The organism is Hymenobacter cellulosivorans (genome assembly GCF_022919135.1).
GTDB classification, from domain to species: Bacteria; Bacteroidota; Bacteroidia; order Cytophagales; family Hymenobacteraceae; genus Hymenobacter; species Hymenobacter cellulosivorans.
This window is the reverse complement of the sequence record NZ_CP095049.1, coordinates 624,291-641,141: the sequence shown is the minus strand read 5'-3', so window position 1 is coordinate 641,141 and position 16,851 is coordinate 624,291. Positions and strand designations below refer to the sequence as shown.

The window sequence follows — 16,851 nt, the reverse complement described above, 5'->3', positions numbered from 1 at the left end:
AGTGCCAGGCGTGGGCCGCTCCCTAGGACTTCTGAATCAGCCGGAAACCGTCCTTGGTGACCTGGTACTGCTGGCCCTGAATGGTAATGACCTGGCCATCCAGTAGCTTGCTCAGGTCCATAATGTCGCCCTCGATGGTGTGCAGGGAAAAGCCGTGCTTGCGGGCCAGGGCCAGGTATTTGGGGTTAATGTAGTCGTGCACGCCGCAGAGAATGATGCGCACGGGCGCCGTGGTATTCTTGAGCAGCTTGGTGTCGCGCGGGAAGGTGTAGTTGTCGGCAATGAGGATGACGTCGGTGGAGTCAGAGGTGAGCTGCCGGGCGTAGAGCAGGGCCTCGATGTCATTTTCGGGCGCGTCGCCGCCGCCCCCGCCCTTCATGGCCTCGATGAGCTTGTTCTTGGTGGCCTCGTAGCTGTCGGTGCGCACGTGGTAGAGGCCACCGGTTTTGCCCACTTTCTTCTGCTTGTCGGGCGTGTCGTTGCCGTCGTTGAAGAAGACGAAGGTTTTCTCGTCCTGCAGCGTGTTTAGTTGCAGCCAGGCCAGCAAATCGTAGGTGTAGGGGAACATGCTGCCCGTCACGTCCGTCACTACCACTTCCTTACTCCACTCGGGGTGGCGGCTCATCACCTTGTTTACCACGTTGGCATCGGCGGGCAACTGGGGCTCCAGGGTGGCCGTGTCGGCGGAAGCCAGCAGCTCCCCGGCCTTGGTAATGCGGGCTTCGCAGTAGTCGCGCTTGTTTTTCTTTTTCAGAAATACCCGGTAAAGCTTGGCGGCCGAGTCGGCTAGGGCAAAGCTGGTAATGGCCAAATCGGGCTTGCCCAGCAGTTGAAACGGGCCCATCGGCAAACGCACGGCGCCTTTCACCTGGAAAGCAAACATGCGGCCGTTGATGGGAAAGCCCGAGGTAAACGTCACGTTCTGGCGCAGGGCTTCCTCCAGTTCGGCCTGGCAAAACGGGGCGCCGGTGGTGGGTTGCACCCGCACTTTCCGGGTATTGCCCTTGGCATCAACCAACAGCTGAAACCGGACAATCTGGGGCTCGCGCTGGGTGCACTTGTAGGTGCGGTGCAGGTGGCGGGCCATCTGGCGCACGGTATAGCGGCTGAAGGGCAGGTTGCAGGCTACTTTTTTGCCCTGACTTTTCTTGGCCGTCTTGGGCTTTTTCTTTTCCAGCAGGCGCAGCTTACGCGTCAGGCTGTCGACTTCGGCCCGGCTGCTGGCGGCGGTGTAGTGCTTGGCCACATACACCACGAAGCCGTGAAAAAACGGCTGGCAGGCGCTGGGACTGTTGCAGCCGGTTTGCTCCACCAGCGTCCAGGTGATGGACTCGTCCTCCAATAGCCCCGGCACTGAATTGGCCAGGTTGCGGATGCGGCTCAGGTTGAGCTGGCGCTGGTCGAAGGTTGGGTTGAGGCGAAAGGCAGTGTACACCAAATCAATGCGCACGATGTGGCGGTCCTGCAGGCGCAGGGCACGCAAGTCGGCCCCCGAAAAGCTGGAGGGCAGGCGCAGGGTTTCCAGGTCGGGCAGGGGCTGGTACTGGGCGGTGCGGTAGGCGTTGAGCTGGTCGTAGAAGGCGTTCAGGTCGGACCCGCTCGGGGCGGTCTGGGCCAAGCCGACCCGAGTTAACAGCAAAAAAAGCAGCAACGGGCCCAGCAAATAACAGCGGAATAAACGCGGCATCAGGGTAAAATAAAGCAGGGGATGGGAGCCAAAGTACGGCTTTAACGCCAAGCGGCCGGCGGTATTTCACGGTTCTGCTTTAACCTGAAAGTCGGCTCCGGCAACCAGTCTGGCGCGGCAATGCCGGGCGCAAGTCGTACCTATGCGCGGTGGGCCTCCTGTGGCCACGTTTTCTGCTATGCTACGCCGTATTCCGCGCCTGTTTTTTCTGGTTTTAGTCTTCCTGCCGGCGGCTTTACGCGCCCAGCCGACCCCACTTACCGCCGCCCAGTACCAGCAGGATTTCGACTACTTCTGGACGACCGTCAACGACAACTACTGCTACTTCGACAAGAAGCAGACCGACTGGGCCCAGGTGCGCACGCTCTACGGGGCCCAGCTGCCCGACATCCGCAGCCGCAGCCAGTTTGTGCGCCTGCTCGAAAACGCCCTGGCTGAACTCTACGACAACCACGCCGGTCTCTCCACCAACCTGCCCGACTCCCGCCGCCTACTGCCCTCCGGCACCGATGTCTGTGCGCAGTTTCAGCAGGGTAAAGCCATTGTGGTGGCCGTACGGGCCGGTTTCGGGGCCGAGCGGGTTGGGTTGCGGCCTGGTATGGAGCTGGTGGCCGTCAATGATGTTCCCATCGAGCAGGCGTTGCGGCCATTGCTGGGACGTACCTTAAAGGCCGTCGACGAAGCGGCCCGCGAAGTAGCCCTCAACCAGGCGTTGGCTGGCACCCACAACCAGGCCCGCAAACTCACCGTGCGGGTTCGGGGCAAAAAGCTGGAGCTGTATCCCGACCAGCCCACGGCCCAGCTCGAAAACATTCAATACAACGGCCTACTGGAAAGCCGCCAGATCGGGACGGTGGGCTACATTCGTATTAATAACAGCCTGGGCAACAACGCCATGATAGCCGCCTTCGACAGTGCCCTGACCCGCCTGAGCGCCACTACCGGGCTGGTGCTCGATTTGCGCGAAACTCCGGGCGGCGGCAATACGGTGGTGGCCCGCGCCCTGATGGGCCGCCTGATCACCCAGGAGCAACCCTACCAGCGCCACGAGCAGCCCGCCGAGGTGCGGGAGTTTGGTATCCGGCGCAGCTGGGTAGAGCTCGTGGCGCCCCGGCCCCAGCCCTACACCCGGCCCGTGGTAGTGCTCGTCGGCCGCTGGACCAGCAGCATGGGCGAAGGCCTCACCATCGGGCTCGAATCCATGCGGCGGGCCACGATAATCGGGACGGAAATGGCCCGGCTCAATGGCTCCATCGAGTCATATCGACTGCCCAACTCGCGCTTCGGCTTCAACATTCCCACCGAGCGGCTGTACCGCGTGGACGGCCTGCCCCGGGAAGAGTTTGTGCCCGCCATCCGCCCCGACCTTGCCGCGCCCGGCGACGCGGCCCTGGTCAAGGCATTGGAGCAGTTGCAAACGGCCAAACCCTAAGTTCGAGCCGTGCTCAAGCTCGATTGGCCGTAAGAAGCAAGCTTGGGCAGTACAGCTCAGTTGTCCTTTATAAAGAGAAAAACCTATATTTTCCGGATGGCCCGCCCCGATACCTACGCCCAGCTGCACCCCGCCACCCGCGCCGAGTGGCGGCAGTGGCTGGCCGATAACCACGCCAGCAGTCCGGGCGTGTGGCTGGTGTACTTCAAAAAGGAAAGCGGGCAGCCGCGGGTCAGCTACGCCGAGTCGGTGGAAGAGGCTCTGTGCTTCGGCTGGATCGACTCGCTGCCACGCCGCCTGGATGCCGACCGGAGCGCCCTGCTGTTCACGCCGCGCAAGCCCAAAAGCGGGTGGAGCAAGGTCAACAAGGAGCGGCTGGTGCACCTGGAGCAGGCCGGGCAGCTGGAGCCCGCCGGACTGGCAGCCATTGCCCGGGCCAAGCAAAACGGGGCCTGGGAAAGTCTCGATGCCGCCGAAGCCGGCGCCGTGCCCGACGATTTAGCCTCAGCCCTGGCCGCCGAGCCGGTTGCCAAGCAGCACTTTCTGGCTTTTTCGCCCTCGGCCCGTAAGATGCTGCTGAGCTGGGTACTGGCCGCCAAGCGCCCCGAAACCCGGGCCCGCCGCGTGGCCGAAGTAGTGCGCATGGCAGCCCTGAACAAGCGGGCCAACTTCGACCGGGAGTAACGCGGTTTGCCTGGGCTCAGTGGGGGCACGGGCTTGGCAAGGACCACCCAGGAGCTATGACAGCGGCAAGCCCGGCCGCAGCCGCCGGCCAGCTGGTTCGTACAAGGCTCGGATGGTCTGGTAAGGCAATCCGTAGTTCTGGCCGTCATGCGTAGCTTTTCCCGCCATCTGTTTTGCCTCCTGCTCATCGTGGCCTTCCTGGCTGAGCCGGCCTTGGCGTATGCCGGCGAAAAAGATGTAAAAGCGTCTTTTCTGCTCGTGGGCGGCGTCGGGGGAATTCTCATCGGGGCCGGCCTCTACGTGGGGCTACTGGTGCTGGCGGCCGGGTGGGTGAAGCGCCGGGCCGTCCGCGTAAGCCTGGTGGCGCTGGCCGTGGGTAGCTACCTGTATATCCAGTACTGGTCGTGCTACTTTCTGGCCATTGCCACCCGCTTTCTACGCACCCGCCAGATGCACTACGAATTTGGAGAACTAACCCCGCTGCTGGCCTGCACGGTACTCAGCCTGGGCTTGTGGGGAATTGGGGCGCTGGTGCTGGCCCGGCGCCTGGCCCGCCGCCCACCGGGCCGACTCTGAACGAGGCCTTTCGGCCGGCGCGGCGGGCAGCAGGGCAGTACTCAATCTGAAGAATGGCGGAAACCTTCCGGGCCAACCCCTCGAATACCCTAGACTGCGGCGCTGCGACACTGGCTCGGGCACCGTGGCTACTGTACCTCTCGTTTTCGGCTCCGCTAAATCCTGCGCCCATGGCTAAGCATAAAAAGAAGCATTCCAAAAAAGACACCGTCGGTGATGACCTGCTCGATGTTGCTGCCGTTTCCATCAAAAAGTACCGCAAGGTGACCAACGAAATCGGTAAGCTCAGCGCGGGCCAGAAGCTGGTGGGCGGCGCAATGCTGCTAGCCGCCGGCTATTTCTACCTGGATAAAGTCCGTAACGAAGGTCCTGATACGCTCTTTGCCGGCCTCGGCGGCCTGCTCTCGGGCGGTACCTCGGCCGGCTCCCGGCCCCTGGCCCCCGACGATGAGGACGAGGACGACCAGGAACCGGCCCCTGCAAGGGCCGAACTGTCCCGCAAAGCCCGCAAAAAGCCGAAAGCCACCAAGGCTCCCGGCGCCTTCGGCCGTAAGCCCGCCGCCAGCCCCGATGATGACCTGTAGCTTGTGCGTCGCCCGCGCCGGTTTGGGGCCGCAATAGCTAACCCATCCGCATTTCGTCTCTTTACCTTTTAGCCCCAAACATGAAAAAGAACAAGAAAATCAAAGCCAAAACCGCCAAGAAAAAGTCCTTGCTGGGCGGTGCCGCCAAGTCGATCAAGAAACTGAGCCGCAACAGCGTAGGTAAGCTCACCACCACCCAGAAAGTGGTGGGCGGCACGGCCCTGGTGGCCCTGGGCCTCGGCTACCTGGCCCAGCGCCGCAATGCGGCAGCTACCACCCCGACTCCAGCGGCTGCTTCCGACACGGACGCTAATACCGGAGAGGTTTTGAGCGGCACCGAAGGCGCTACCATTTAGCCGCTTTCAACAGCCCACGCACGCGGCTGATGCTTCCCGGAAGTGTCAGCCGCGTGCTTTTCAGGTCCTTATACAGGGTTGCGTAGCTCCGAAAGCAAAGGCAAAATGCCAGGAAAGCACCCTGCGGGCAGGAGCTGCTCCCCAGGCAATTTAACCGACTAGCTGCCTACCCGGGTAACCTTGGGTGCGGGCCCTGCGAATACCGGCGGGAGCCGATGGCCTTGCCCGCCGGCTGCTCACCACCCTGATTTCACCTTTCTCCCTACGGCTATGGCTAAAGACAAAGACAAAAAGAAGTCCGCGAAAAAAGGCAAAGACCAAAAGTCCGGCAACGCCCTGGACACGGCTTTTCAGGCGCTGCGGAAGTTTCGCAAAACCACCCGTGCGGTAGGCAAGCTCAGCACCGGGCAGAAAGTAGTGGGTGGCGTGGCTTTGTTAGCGGCCGGCCTGACGTATCTGGCTAAAAAGCACGCCGAAGACGAAGCCGCCAACAAGGCCCTTCCCGGCGCCGAAGCGGCCGAAGCGGCCTTGGCTAGTCTGGCCGAGCCCGTCGCACCAATTGAGCCAGTCGAGCCCCAAGCCGCGGAGGCCCGCCCTGCCGGGCCCGCCCCCGAAATGAGCAGGACGAAGCCTCCGGTCAGCAAACCCAAAAAACGCCGGTAGAATGATCTTAGCAATAAAAAAGGCGGCAGCTCCTACTTCGGAGCTGCCGCCTTTTTTATTGCTAAAGTCGCCGTGGCTAGAAGGCCAGGGCGCTGCCTTTGGGGTCGGGACCGTACTGGTTGGGGCCGCGGGTGCCTTCGGTGCAGGCCAGTACTAGCAGCCAAATTGCGCCAACCAGCGGGATGAAGACAATCAGCCAAAACCAGCCGCTCTTGTTAACGTCGTGCAGGCGCCGTACGCCCACGGCCAAGCCGGGCAGGAAGAGCCCCAGGGAAACCAAGACCGAAATCATGCCGCTGCCGTACTCGAAGCCAGTGCCCAAAACCCCGTCCACAATCCCGGCGGCAATGCTGGCCAGGATCTGGAACAGAATGAACATCCAGTATTCCTTGCGCCGGGCACGGCCGCTAAAGTCGGCGTATTTTCTCAGGGCTAGTAAAAAGTATTCCATGCGTACTACAGGATAAGGGTTCCTACTCGTAAGGCTTTTCGGTTACGCCCCGTTTTTGGAGTGGGTTCTGAGCTCCACTGCCGCTGCAAAGCATGAGTTGCTCATCAGGTTGATACGCACAATTATAAGCCGCAGGGCGGGGGCAAGATAAGCAGGCCGGGCGCCTTAAAATAGCAGAAAGGCTATTTATTTATCTGGTCTGGTTTCGGACGCTTTTTCTGCCGGGCCCTGGTTGGTTTGCCAGCGCCGCTGCCGCCACTGCTGCTGCTGGACCGGGTCCAGGAAGGTCCAGGCCACGATTCGGCTCACTTTCTGGCCCTGGCTCATACCAATGGTGCGCACGTCGACGGCCCCACGCTTCTGCAGGGTTTTGTAGAGGCCAGGCAAAGTTTCCTTCTTCGAAATCAGGGTCGAAAACCACAGGCAGTTGTTGCGCTGCAGGGCACTTTCCTCGGCCATGCGCCAGGTAAAAGTGGCCTCGCCGCCCTCGTACCACAGCTCGTTGGACTGCCCACCGAAGTTCAGCACCGGCTTGCCGCCGCCCGTCGTGCCCAGGTTCTGCGCCTTGCGCCGGGTAGCTGCCTCCGCCTCGGCCTGCGACGCGTGGAAAGGCGGGTTGCACATGGTCAAATCGAACAGCTCGTTGGCCTTGATGATGCCGCTGAAAATGTCGGCAGTGCGGGGCTGCAGGCGGAGGTCCACCGTACCGGCCAGGCCAGGGTTGCCGGCCACAATCTGCTTGGCCACCCGAATAGCTACCGGGTCGACGTCGGAGCCCACAAAGCGCCAGCCGTACTCGTGGTGCCCGATGATGGGGTAAATGCAGTTGGCGCCCACGCCCACGTCCAGCACCCGCACCCGCTTGCCAGTGGGCACTGCGCCGCCGTTGGTTTCGGCCAGCAGGTCGGCCAGGTAGTGCAGGTAGTCGGCGCGGCCGGGAATGGGCGGGGCCAGGTAGCCGGCCGGAATATCCCACTGCTGCACGTGGTAAAAATGCCGCAGCAAGGCCTTGTTCAGCGTTTTGACGGCTTCGGGATTGGCAAAGTCCAGCGTTTCGGTTCCGTGCTGATTAACGGCCACGAACTGCGCCAGCTCGGGCGTGGCCTGCTGCAAGGCCGCAAAGTCGTAGCGCCCCCGGTGGCGGTTGCGTGGGTGCAGACCGTCTTTTTCGGCGGGCGGGGTAGGGGGGAGCTGGGGCATCAGGCAAGAAAGGTGAAGTGGCCGGCCCGGGGTGGGCAGCGGCACAAAGCTAGAAAGACGCCGCCGGACTACCGGGCGGCAAAGCGGTTGGCAAACAAAAAGGCTGAAGCCCGGAAGCTTCAGCCTTTGCAGCTATTGTAGAGCGGCCCGCAGGCCGGAAATTACTCGGCGGGAGCTTCGGGCGTAGGCTTGACAGCCATTTTCACCGATACGGCCGTGGGACCTTTCTGGCCCATTTCGACCTCGAAAGTCACCTTGTCGTTTTCCTTGATGGGGTTCAGCAGGCCATTGGCGTGCACGAAGATGCTTTCCTGGGTTTCCGAATCCTTGATGAAACCGTAGCCCTTCGACTCGTTGAAGAAAGCCACCGTGCCCTTGCGGATCGGGTCGGGCTGCTCCATGTCTTCCTGCTTGGCCACGGCAATGCGGATGTCCTCGGCCTTGATTTCCTGCTTCTTGCGGTTCGGGTCCGGGGGCGTAGCCGAGATGTTGCCAAACTCATCCACGTAGGCCAGCATGTCGTCCAAGCTCTGACCTTTTTTGGCATTCGCCTGTCGTTCCTCCTTGCGGTCGGCCTTCTCGTTCTTCTTTTTTAAGCGTTTTTTTTCGTTTTCCTTTTTGCCAAAGGATGCTTGGGATTTCCCCATGTTGGTCTCGGGTTAGATGATGACTGCGCTTCTCGCCGGGTGAAGATAAGCATCCGGGGGCGGTGCGTCGGTGAATATACCATACTACAGCTATATAAAAGCGAAAGTTCAGGACTATTTCTGGCCCAGTTCAGCCAAGCTCAACCGCAGACCCACCCAACCCCGGCCCGACCTCCACCGTACAGCGCCCAAGGGCCCTGCGCTACGTTGGCCCTATTCCTCACCCATTGCGCTGAATCGATGAAAAATACCCTGCTTCTGCTTTCCTGCGCGGCCGCCGTTACCCTCGGCCTCTCGTCGTGCAACCCCGATAAAGCCGCCGCCGTGGATGCGGCCCAAACGCCCTCGGCCGACACGGCCGTGGTGGCCGACAACGACGTGATTTACCGCGACCAGGGCAACCGTGTGGCCGACATGGTAACCACCGACCTGGGCATCACCGACACGGCCCAGGTGCGGCAGGTACGCCGCGTGTACTACACCCGCGCCCAGCGCCTGGGCGAGCTGAAGTCGCGCTACATCAGCGACACGACCGGGCAGTACGTGGCTACGCGCCAGGTGGATACCGACACGGACAACGAAATTAAGACCGTGTTCAACGATGAAACCCGCTACAACACCTACCAGAGCAACCGGGGCCGCTACTATGGCTCGGGCTACGACGAGGGCACGACGGTAACGACCACCGAAACCACGACCAAAACGACGACCAGCGCGGCTCCGGCTGCCGCCCGGCCCGCCCGCCGCGGTCCGCGCATCGTGAAATATGACCGGGACAAAAACGGCGAAACCAAGATTAAGTACGCCAATGGCAAAACCGTGAAAATCGACGCCGATGGTGATACCAAAGTGGAATACCCCAGTGGCACGAAAGTAAAGCGCGACGCTGATGACGGTGAAGTAAAAATCAAGTAGGCGCTAGATTAGCTACTGCGGAGAGGCCCTTGCCAACTGGTAAGGGCCTTTTAATTTGATGATAAATACGAATTGTTTCGTAAACGGTAAAAAGTACTTAATATTGCTTTCCCTGTATATTGTGATTGTAGTAATTCATGACGCGTATTCTGATGAAAATCTATTCGTTACTGCTAGCCTTGTTAGGCGGTGCCCCGGCTCTGGCCCAGTCGTCGACCCCAGCTTCCCCGGATAGCGCCACGTATGTGCTGCACAAGTTTGAGCAGCCCATCGGCAAGGAAACTTACCACCTGACCCGCACGCCCCAGGCGCTGACCTACGAGGTGAATTTTAGGTTCGTGGACCGCGGCTCCCCGGTTCCGCTGCGGGCCCGCCTCATGGTGACGCCCGCCCACGAGCCGCTGCGCCTAGCCGTGAAAGGCCGCACTTCCCGCATGTCGACCATCAACGACTCCGTCGAGGTTCGGGGCGGACAGGCGTACGTGCGGGTCGATGAGAAAGTAACGACGACGGCCGTGGGGCCGCTAAGCTTTCCGGTGGCGGGCTACTCCCCGGCTACGGGGCAGATGCTGCTCTTGCGCTACTGGCAGCAGCACGGCCGGCCCGCCAACATTGCCACGCTGCCTGCGGGAAATGTGCAAATCAGTCGGGCCGGGCAGGATACGCTTACGTTTCAGAACAAGCCCCTGGTGCTGGAACGCTACGTTATCAAAGGCCTGGTGTGGGGCAATGAGTTGCTCTGGACCGACCAGCAGGGCCGCCTAATGTGCATTATTACCAACGACGGGGAAGGCGACAAAATCGAGATGATGTGGCAGCCCTACGAAAGTCTGCTGCCTACGCTTATCGGGCGGGCCGCTACCCACGGCATGCGCCTGTTTTCGGCCGAGGTGGGAGCCAAAGCCACGGCCAAGCCCAAGGTACTGGCCATCAGTGGGGGCGCGGTGCTCGACGTAGTGAGTGGGCAGCTGCGACCCAACGCGGTGGTGCTCATCGAAAACGGGAAGATTACCAAAATCGGGGCGGTGGGCAAGGTGAAGATACCGCCGGGAGCGGAGGTTATTCAGGCTGCCGGGCAAACCTTGGTGCCGGGCCTGTGGGACATGCACGCCCACTTCCAGCAGGCCGAGTGGGGCCCCGCCTACCTGGCTGCCGGCGTCACGACCGTGCGCGACTGTGGCAACGAGTTTAGCTACATCAACGCCATTCAGCAGGCCATCGACACGGGCCAGGGCGTGGGGCCGCGCATTCTCAAGGCCGGTCTTATCGACGGCAACGGAGCACGGCCCTTGGGCATCGTGCGGGCCAACACCCCGGCCGAGGCGGTGCAAGCCGTGCAGAAGTACAAGGCCAACGGCTTCGCGCAAATCAAGCTCTACAGCTCCCTGAAGCCCGAAATCGTGCGGGCCATTTGCGCCGAAGCCCACCGCCAGGGCCTGACCGTGACGGGGCACATTCCCGACGGGATGAACATTTACCAGGGCGTACAGGCGGGCATGGACCAGGTAAACCACCTGCCCTATGTGGGCTCGGTGCTGAAGCGCAACGCCGACCGGTCGTATAACTTCACTGACACAGCCAGCCTGCGGGCTTTCCGGTTCTTGAAGGCCCACCGCACCGTCATTGACCCCACCCTGGGCGTTTACGAAATCATGGGCCGCTCCACCCAGGACGATATTACCACGCTGGAGCCCGCCTTTGCCAAACTGCCCCAACCCCTGCAAGCTCTGTTCACCAGCATGGGCGGCGACCCGAAGGATGCGGCTCAGTTTCGGCCCCAGTTCCTAAGTTTGGTGCAGCTGGTAAAAGTGCTTTACGACCAGGGTATTACCATCGTGGCCGGCACCGATATGGGCTTTCCCGGCACCAGCATCGACCGGGAGCTGGAGCTCTACGTGCAGGCCGGCCTCACCCCGCTGCAAGCCCTGCAAACGGCCACCATCACGCCGGCCCGGGTTATGAAGCTCGACAAGCAAAGTGGCTCTATCGAAGTGGGCAAGCAGGCCGACCTGGTGCTGATAGCCGGTAACCCGCTGGAAAAAATCCAGAACCTGCGCCAAGTGAAGCTGGTGATAAAAGACGGCCGCCCTTACGACCCGCCCAGCTGCGGCAGCTGGCCGGCTACCAGCAATAAGCCCGGGCGGCTAGGCCTTCTGCTTCTGCTTATCGTCGAGCCAGTTCAGGATAACGCGCATAAACTCGAAGTTCTTTTCCGGGTCGGCCTGCTCATCCAGACGCATGGCTTCGGCCAGGTCGTGGGCGCGGTTGAAGTGGTGGTCCACGTCGGGCAGCAGCACGAAAGATGCCTTGCCGGGATGGGCGCGGTTTACTATGTCGGCAATAAGCTGGTGGTCAATGGAGTAGGAAATGTAGTCGGCGGCGCCGCGTAGGGCCAATACGTTGGTGTTGAGCTTCTGCCAGTAAGCGGGCAGGTTCAGATCCTGCCACTGCTGCATGTAGGTGTAGTGCTGCGGAAACGTGAGTACGCGCCGGGCCGCCGGGTAGCGGGCCAGTACCTGGGCGGGCGTCTGCTTCTCAGTCAGCAGTAGGTGCAGGGCCGCGCTGTAGGTACGTAGCAGGTTGTCAACCGAGTCGGCGGGCAGGCCCTGGAGCTGGCTCTGGTTGCGCTTGTTTTCCAGCAAGTACTCGATAAAGGTGCGACTCACGGTGCCGAATACCACCACGCCCTTCAGGTTTTCGCCCTGGGCTACCAGCGGCGCCATGACGCCCCCGATGCTGAAGCCGGTGATAAACACGTTCTGCTGATCGACGAAGGACAGCTGCCGGATGGCCGCCAGGCCCGCCTTGTAGCCGCTGGCCTCGCTGAGCAGGTCCGACTCCAGGCACGGTGTGCCTTGACTGTCGCCCATACCGGTTTTATCGACGCGCATAGTGGCGTAGCCGCGGCGCGAAAGAGAGTCGATGATGCGGTTGGTGACGTCGGCGCGGCCCAGCGGATTGTCCACCGAAAAGCAGCCCACACCCTGAATAAACAGCACCATGGGTACCTGGGCTTTGGCGCTGGCAGTGGGCCGGGTGATGATGGTGCGCAGCTGGTTAGCCCCGGTCCTGACGCTGGAGTACTGTACCTCGTACCACGGGCTGCTTTCCTGAGGAAAGCCTTTAAACGTAACTGGCTTGCGGATTTTGCGGCCGTTGCGCAGCACCTGAAAGGGTAGTTTGTCGCCAACCCTGTACTGCTTGAGCTGCCCCACAAACTCGCCCACGTTGGTACCGACTACAGTCGAGCCCAGTTGCAGGATGATGTCGTTGGCTTGCAGCCCGGCGGCCTGAGCCGAGGACTGGGGCCGCACGCCGCGCACCAGGATGCCGTTGTGGTTGGGCAGGTGGTAGCGCTGTTGAATACTGTCGGTGATGCCCTGCAAATCGATGCCGATAAACACGCGGCGCGGCAGCTGCTGAGCCCGCGGGCAGCGCGGGGCCAAGCTGAAGGTCAGGACGAAGACGAGCAGGAAGAGTACCCGGGCGTGCATGGGAAGTAAAGGGGGACGGTGAAAACTGGCTATACATCCCAAAAGAGCAATATAGACTCGGCGGGTTGCAGCGTATCCCCCGATTATGTGAGGCTAAACACACCGGGAGCCGACTGGCAACGTTGCCGACATCGTTTGCATAAAGAAATACCGCGCGGGCCTGCAGCTTGCTTCCGCAATTGGGTAATATCAGGGTGCGGGAAGAGCTGCCAGCCAGAATTTTCCGCCGCCATTCGTCCTGACAACCCACCACACGATGTTCCCACGTATTTCGAAAAACCAACCGACCGGCTTACGCCCGGCTACGGCCGCCACCTTCTTGCTAACGGCTCTGCTGGCCGCTGCTGCGCCCGCCTGGGCCCAGCAGCTAGCCTTTCCCGGGGCCGAAGGCGCGGGCCGCTTTACCTCGGGCGGCCGGGGCACCCAGCAGCAGCCCACCACGGTTTTCGAAGTCACCAATCTGCGTGACGATACCAAAGCCGGCAGCCTGCGCTACGCCCTGAGTCAGCCGGCGGCGGCCCGCACCATCGTGTTCCGGGTGTCGGGCACCATTCACCTGGCCTCGCCGCTGACTATCAGCCAGGCCAACACGACTATTGCGGGTCAGACCGCGCCCGGGGCCGGTATCTGCCTGGCCGATTACCCCGTCAGCATCAAGGCCCACAACGTCATCGTGCGGTTTGTGCGCTTCCGCATGGGCGACAAAAACCAGAACCAGGGCTTCGTGCCCGGGGCCGGCGGCGACGATGCCTTCGGCGGCCTGCGCAACTCCCGCCTCATCATTGACCATTGTTCCATGAGCTGGAGTACCGACGAGCTGCTGAGCGTGTACGAAGGCGACAGTACCACTTTGCAGTGGAATATGATGAGTGAGCCGCTCAACTATTCCTACCACTTCGAAAAGGGCGACACGGACTTCGAGCGGCACGGGTTCGGCGGCATCTGGGGCGGGCAGCACGCCACCATGCACCACAACCTGTTTGCCCACTGCAACAACCGCACGCCCCGCTTCAACGGCAGCCGTTACACCCACGCGGCCGGCTTCGAAAATGTAGACTTCCGCAATAACGTCATCTACAACTGGGGTGAAAACAACGTGTATGCCGGCGAGGGCGGCAACTACAACATTGTGGGCAACTATTACAAGTACGGCCCCAGCACCAAAACTAGCGTGCAGGCGCGTGTGCTGAACCCCTACAAGATTACGGACGGCAAAAACCCGCTGCCCTACGGCAAGTTCTACCTGAGCGGCAACTACTCCGACGCCAGCGCCGAGGTGACACGCCACAACTGGCGGGGCGTGACGATGAACAACGGCTCGGCTGCCGATACGGCCCTGGCCCAGGCCACCGCCCCCTTTGACCTGGGCCCGGTAATCACGCAAACGGCCGCCGAAGCCTACGAAGCCGTGCTGCAGGGCGCCGGCGCCACCCGCCCCGAGCGCGACACCCTCGACCAGCGCATTGTCCGTGACGTGCGCCGCCGCACCGGCCGCCTCATCGACGTGCAGGGCGGCTACGCCCACGGCACACCCTACAGCATCTCGCAGAAAGCCTGGCCCGAGCTCAAATCCAAGCCCGCCCCCACCGATACCGACCACGACGGGATGCCCGACGCCTGGGAAACCAAGCAGAAGCTCAACCCCAAAGATGCCGCCGACCGGAGCAAAATCGGCGCAAACGGGTACACCATGCTGGAGGTGTATTTGAATAGTTTAGCCCCGGCCGCGGAGGTAAAGAAAGCCGGGAAGTAAAAGCTCTATTGCAGGTTTCAGCAGAACGTCATGTCGAGCAGCGCGAGACATCTCGCGTGCTGACGTTGCAAGGGTAACTGCCATGCTTCGTCTTTCGTCCGCTTGTCGAAGCATCTCTCCCGCTTCGTAGCCACACTCCACGTTACGTCTGTCATCCTGAGCTTTGCGCAGGACCTTCCTTCATATTCTGATAAACCTTCTTCAACTGCAAAAGCCCTTCGCCATCTGCTGGTAAAGGGCTTTTGCACGTTGGTGAAACCTGTGGTGGGGTAAGTGAGAAAGGTCCTTTGTTCCGCTTCGCAAGCTCAGGATGACAAGCGAAGGAAAGAGCAGCCCACCGGATGCCACGCCGTTGCCTGTGAAGGTCAAATGCTCAGCAGGGCGGGTCGTTCTACTTCTTGAAAAAGGCCAGCAAATCGGCTTTGTAAGAGTTGCCGATGGGAATGTAGGTGCCGTCGTTGAGCACCACGTTTTCGGGTTGCAGGAGCTTGATGTGGCCCACGGCCACGATAAAGGAGCGGTGCACGCGCAAAAACGCCGAGCCCAGGGTTTCGACCATTTCCTTCATCGTCTGGTGCAGCAGGTAGGTTTTGCTGGCCGTCACGATCTTCACGTAGTCCTTGCAGCCCTCCACGTACACGATTTCGCGGTGGCTGACTTTGAGCAAGCCCTGCCGCTCTTTCACCAGCAGAAACTTCTCCTCGTTGGAGTCGGCTGGGGGTACGGGCTGCACGGCGGGCAGGCGGGAAATGGCTTTCATAAACCGCTCGTAGCTGAAGGGCTTGAGCAGGTAGTCGAGGATGTCCAGTTCGTAGCCCTCGTAGGCGTATTCGCGGTAGGCCGTGGTAAGCACCGTTTTGGGCGGGCTCTTCATCGTTTTGAGGAAGTGTAAGCCCGAAATCAACGGCATTTCGATGTCTAGAAACATCAGGTCCACGGGGTGCTGGAGCAGGTGGTCGTGGGCTTCCATGGCGTTGCGGCAGGTACCGGCCAGTGTCAGGCCTGGTGTCTGGCCGATAAACTGGGTAAGCACTTGGTGGGCCAGGGGCTCATCGTCCACAATCAGGCAGCGGATGGGGGCGGGCGTATTGGTCATAGCGTTAGGGTTAGTTCGGCCCGGTAGCGGCCGTCGTGTTCGGTGAGGTGCAGCTCGTGGGCCCGGGGGTAATAGAGGTTGAGGCGCTGACGGATGTTGACCAGCCCGATGCCGCCGCTGCGCCGGGGGGAAGCCGGGGGCGGGGCGGGCAGCATGTCATTTTCGATGACAAAGTGGAGCTGCCCGGGTCGGGCCGAGAGCGTAGCCGTCACGCTGGCCGCGTCGGAAAAGTGGTGGCGGCCGTGCTTGAAGCTGTTTTCGACCAGGGGCAAGAGCAGCAGCGGCGGCACCTGCAGGCCCTCGGGCAGCTCGTGCGCCTCGAAGCGGATGCTGGCGCCGGGGTATTTGCGCTGCTCCATTTCAAAGTAGTTTTCCAGAAACGTGACTTCCTCGGGCAGGCCGATGTAGTCTTTGCCACTGTCGTAGAGCACGTAGCGCATGAGCTCGGAGAGGAGCAGGATGAAGCGCGGCGTTTCGGGGGAGCCCACCAGACTCAGGCCGTAGATGCTGTTGAGGGTATTAAACAGAAAGTGGGGCTGGAGCTGGGTTTTGAGCTGTTCAAGCTGCAAAGCCAGGTGGTCTTTTTCGAGGTGACGGCGGCGGTACTCATTCTCGAAGGCAATCCGCACGAAGGCTACGCAACCAAAGGCCAGCAAGTCGGTGAAGAGCAGGCTGATGTAGCCGTTGGCAATTGTCGGGAGCTGGGCCAGGTCAAATGTGAAGCTGCGCGCGTAAAACCCGGCTAGTATTGGCGGCTGGGCCATAAACCGGAACACCCCGTGGGCCAGCACCGCGTTGAGCTTGATACCCCACCAGGTGTAGAGCACCATGACCAGGCCCAGCACCACGTAGCGCTGCTGCCGCACCAGCACCGGAATCAGCCACCGGTAGTAGGGAATGATGTAGAGCGTAGCCACCAAGGCAAAGAGGATGAGCTGGGGATAAGGGAAGTTGCTAAGCCCCGGTTGGCGGTGGATGCGCATGGCGGTTTCCATGTACTGGGCATACTTATACAGGCCCACATACAAGGTCCAGATCAGGATTTCGAATAGCAGGGGAAAGCGGCTGGGCCGGTCGGCGGCGTCGTGTTGCATGGGGGCAAGTTGGGAGTTTTTCGGCCTGCTTGCCGTCCTGCGCCACCCAACTTTCGACTAATGGGGGCTTTTTTTCGACTAAAAAACGCGGGGTTGAAATTGGTCGGGGCCGGGCCGGAAGTAGTCGAATAAAGCGAATAGGAGCCAGTTTGAGGTAGTTGTTTTGTCCCATTCCCAGCCGGTTAGCGGCGGGCCATCCACTCGAAACCTCCTTTCACC

At 61.2% G+C, this 16,851-nt stretch carries 15 protein-coding genes and 1 pseudogene; 9 read left to right on the top strand and 7 right to left on the bottom strand.

The window, feature by feature from the left end; translation table 11 throughout:
* Nucleotides 1–22: 22 nt before the first annotated feature.
* A complete protein-coding gene (locus MUN80_RS02750) occupies nt 23–1,618 on the bottom strand; it encodes a hypothetical protein (RefSeq protein ID WP_244719314.1) in 1,596 nt (531 codons plus the stop codon).
* A gap of 247 nt (nt 1,619–1,865) precedes the next feature.
* On the opposite strand from MUN80_RS02750, the gene MUN80_RS02745 reads away from it, so the two are divergent.
* The 6 genes from MUN80_RS02745 to MUN80_RS02720 all read left to right on the top strand — a co-directional run bounded on the left by MUN80_RS02745 (nt 1,866) and on the right by MUN80_RS02720 (nt 5,982).
* Nucleotides 1,866–3,119, top strand: a complete 1,254-nt coding sequence (locus MUN80_RS02745; RefSeq protein WP_244719311.1) for a S41 family peptidase — start codon at nt 1,866–1,868, stop codon at nt 3,117–3,119.
* 96 nt (nt 3,120–3,215) lie between these two features.
* Complete coding sequence (locus MUN80_RS02740; protein ID WP_244719308.1) at nt 3,216–3,803, top strand: YdeI/OmpD-associated family protein; 588 nt, start codon at nt 3,216–3,218, stop codon at nt 3,801–3,803.
* Nucleotides 3,804–3,950: 147 nt separating this feature from the next.
* Nucleotides 3,951–4,379, top strand: coding sequence for a hypothetical protein (locus MUN80_RS02735; RefSeq protein ID WP_244719305.1), 429 nt, complete (start codon nt 3,951–3,953; stop codon nt 4,377–4,379).
* Between the two features lie 170 nt (nt 4,380–4,549).
* Nucleotides 4,550–4,963, top strand: a complete 414-nt coding sequence (locus MUN80_RS02730) for a hypothetical protein (RefSeq protein ID WP_244719300.1) — start codon at nt 4,550–4,552, stop codon at nt 4,961–4,963.
* Nucleotides 4,964–5,043: 80 nt separating this feature from the next.
* Nucleotides 5,044–5,319: a hypothetical protein gene (locus MUN80_RS02725; protein WP_244719295.1), complete on the top strand. Its 276-nt coding sequence runs from the start codon at nt 5,044–5,046 to the stop codon at nt 5,317–5,319.
* Between the two features lie 270 nt (nt 5,320–5,589).
* Entirely contained in the window at nt 5,590–5,982 is a 393-nt protein-coding gene (locus tag MUN80_RS02720; RefSeq protein ID WP_244719292.1) for a hypothetical protein, read from the top strand.
* A 76-nt stretch (nt 5,983–6,058) separates the two neighbouring features.
* Here MUN80_RS02720 and MUN80_RS02715 read toward each other — a convergent pair whose 3' ends face one another.
* The 3 genes from MUN80_RS02715 to MUN80_RS02705 form a co-directional block, all read right to left on the bottom strand.
* Nucleotides 6,059–6,433: a DUF805 domain-containing protein gene (locus tag MUN80_RS02715; protein ID WP_244719290.1), complete on the bottom strand. Its 375-nt coding sequence runs from the start codon at nt 6,431–6,433 to the stop codon at nt 6,059–6,061.
* A gap of 186 nt (nt 6,434–6,619) precedes the next feature.
* Entirely contained in the window at nt 6,620–7,633 is a 1,014-nt protein-coding gene (gene rlmF / locus MUN80_RS02710) for a 23S rRNA (adenine(1618)-N(6))-methyltransferase RlmF (RefSeq protein WP_244719287.1), read from the bottom strand.
* A 161-nt stretch (nt 7,634–7,794) separates the two neighbouring features.
* Nucleotides 7,795–8,280 (bottom strand): cold-shock protein, encoded by a 486-nt coding sequence (locus tag MUN80_RS02705; RefSeq protein ID WP_244719284.1) that lies wholly within the window; start codon nt 8,278–8,280, stop codon nt 7,795–7,797.
* 240 nt (nt 8,281–8,520) lie between these two features.
* Here MUN80_RS02705 and MUN80_RS02700 point away from each other — a divergent pair, with 240 nt between their 5' ends.
* Both MUN80_RS02700 and MUN80_RS02695 read left to right on the top strand, forming a co-directional pair.
* The gene (locus MUN80_RS02700; RefSeq protein ID WP_244719281.1) at nt 8,521–9,195 is read left to right on the top strand and encodes a T-complex 10 C-terminal domain-containing protein; all 675 of its coding nucleotides are present in this window, start codon (nt 8,521–8,523) and stop codon (nt 9,193–9,195) included.
* Nucleotides 9,196–9,332: 137 nt separating this feature from the next.
* Nucleotides 9,333–11,273 (top strand): annotated as a pseudogene (locus MUN80_RS02695) (amidohydrolase family protein); the annotation flags it as partial.
* Nucleotides 11,274–11,339: 66 nt separating this feature from the next.
* Here MUN80_RS02695 and MUN80_RS02690 read toward each other — a convergent pair.
* Complete coding sequence (locus MUN80_RS02690; protein ID WP_311136265.1) at nt 11,340–12,689, bottom strand: alpha/beta hydrolase family protein; 1,350 nt, start codon at nt 12,687–12,689, stop codon at nt 11,340–11,342.
* Between the two features lie 256 nt (nt 12,690–12,945).
* Here MUN80_RS02690 and MUN80_RS02685 point away from each other — a divergent pair, with 256 nt between their 5' ends.
* The gene (locus MUN80_RS02685) at nt 12,946–14,442 is read left to right on the top strand and encodes a pectate lyase family protein (protein ID WP_244719275.1); all 1,497 of its coding nucleotides are present in this window, start codon (nt 12,946–12,948) and stop codon (nt 14,440–14,442) included.
* Between the two features lie 391 nt (nt 14,443–14,833).
* Here the strand turns inward: MUN80_RS02685 and MUN80_RS02680 are convergent, their stop codons facing one another.
* Nucleotides 14,834–15,538, bottom strand: a complete 705-nt coding sequence (locus MUN80_RS02680; protein ID WP_244719272.1) for a LytR/AlgR family response regulator transcription factor — start codon at nt 15,536–15,538, stop codon at nt 14,834–14,836.
* Nucleotides 15,535–16,632 (bottom strand): sensor histidine kinase, encoded by a 1,098-nt coding sequence (locus MUN80_RS02675; protein ID WP_244719269.1) that lies wholly within the window; start codon nt 16,630–16,632, stop codon nt 15,535–15,537. Before MUN80_RS02675 ends, MUN80_RS02680 begins: the two co-directional genes overlap by 4 nt.
* Nucleotides 16,633–16,851 lie beyond the last annotated feature (219 nt).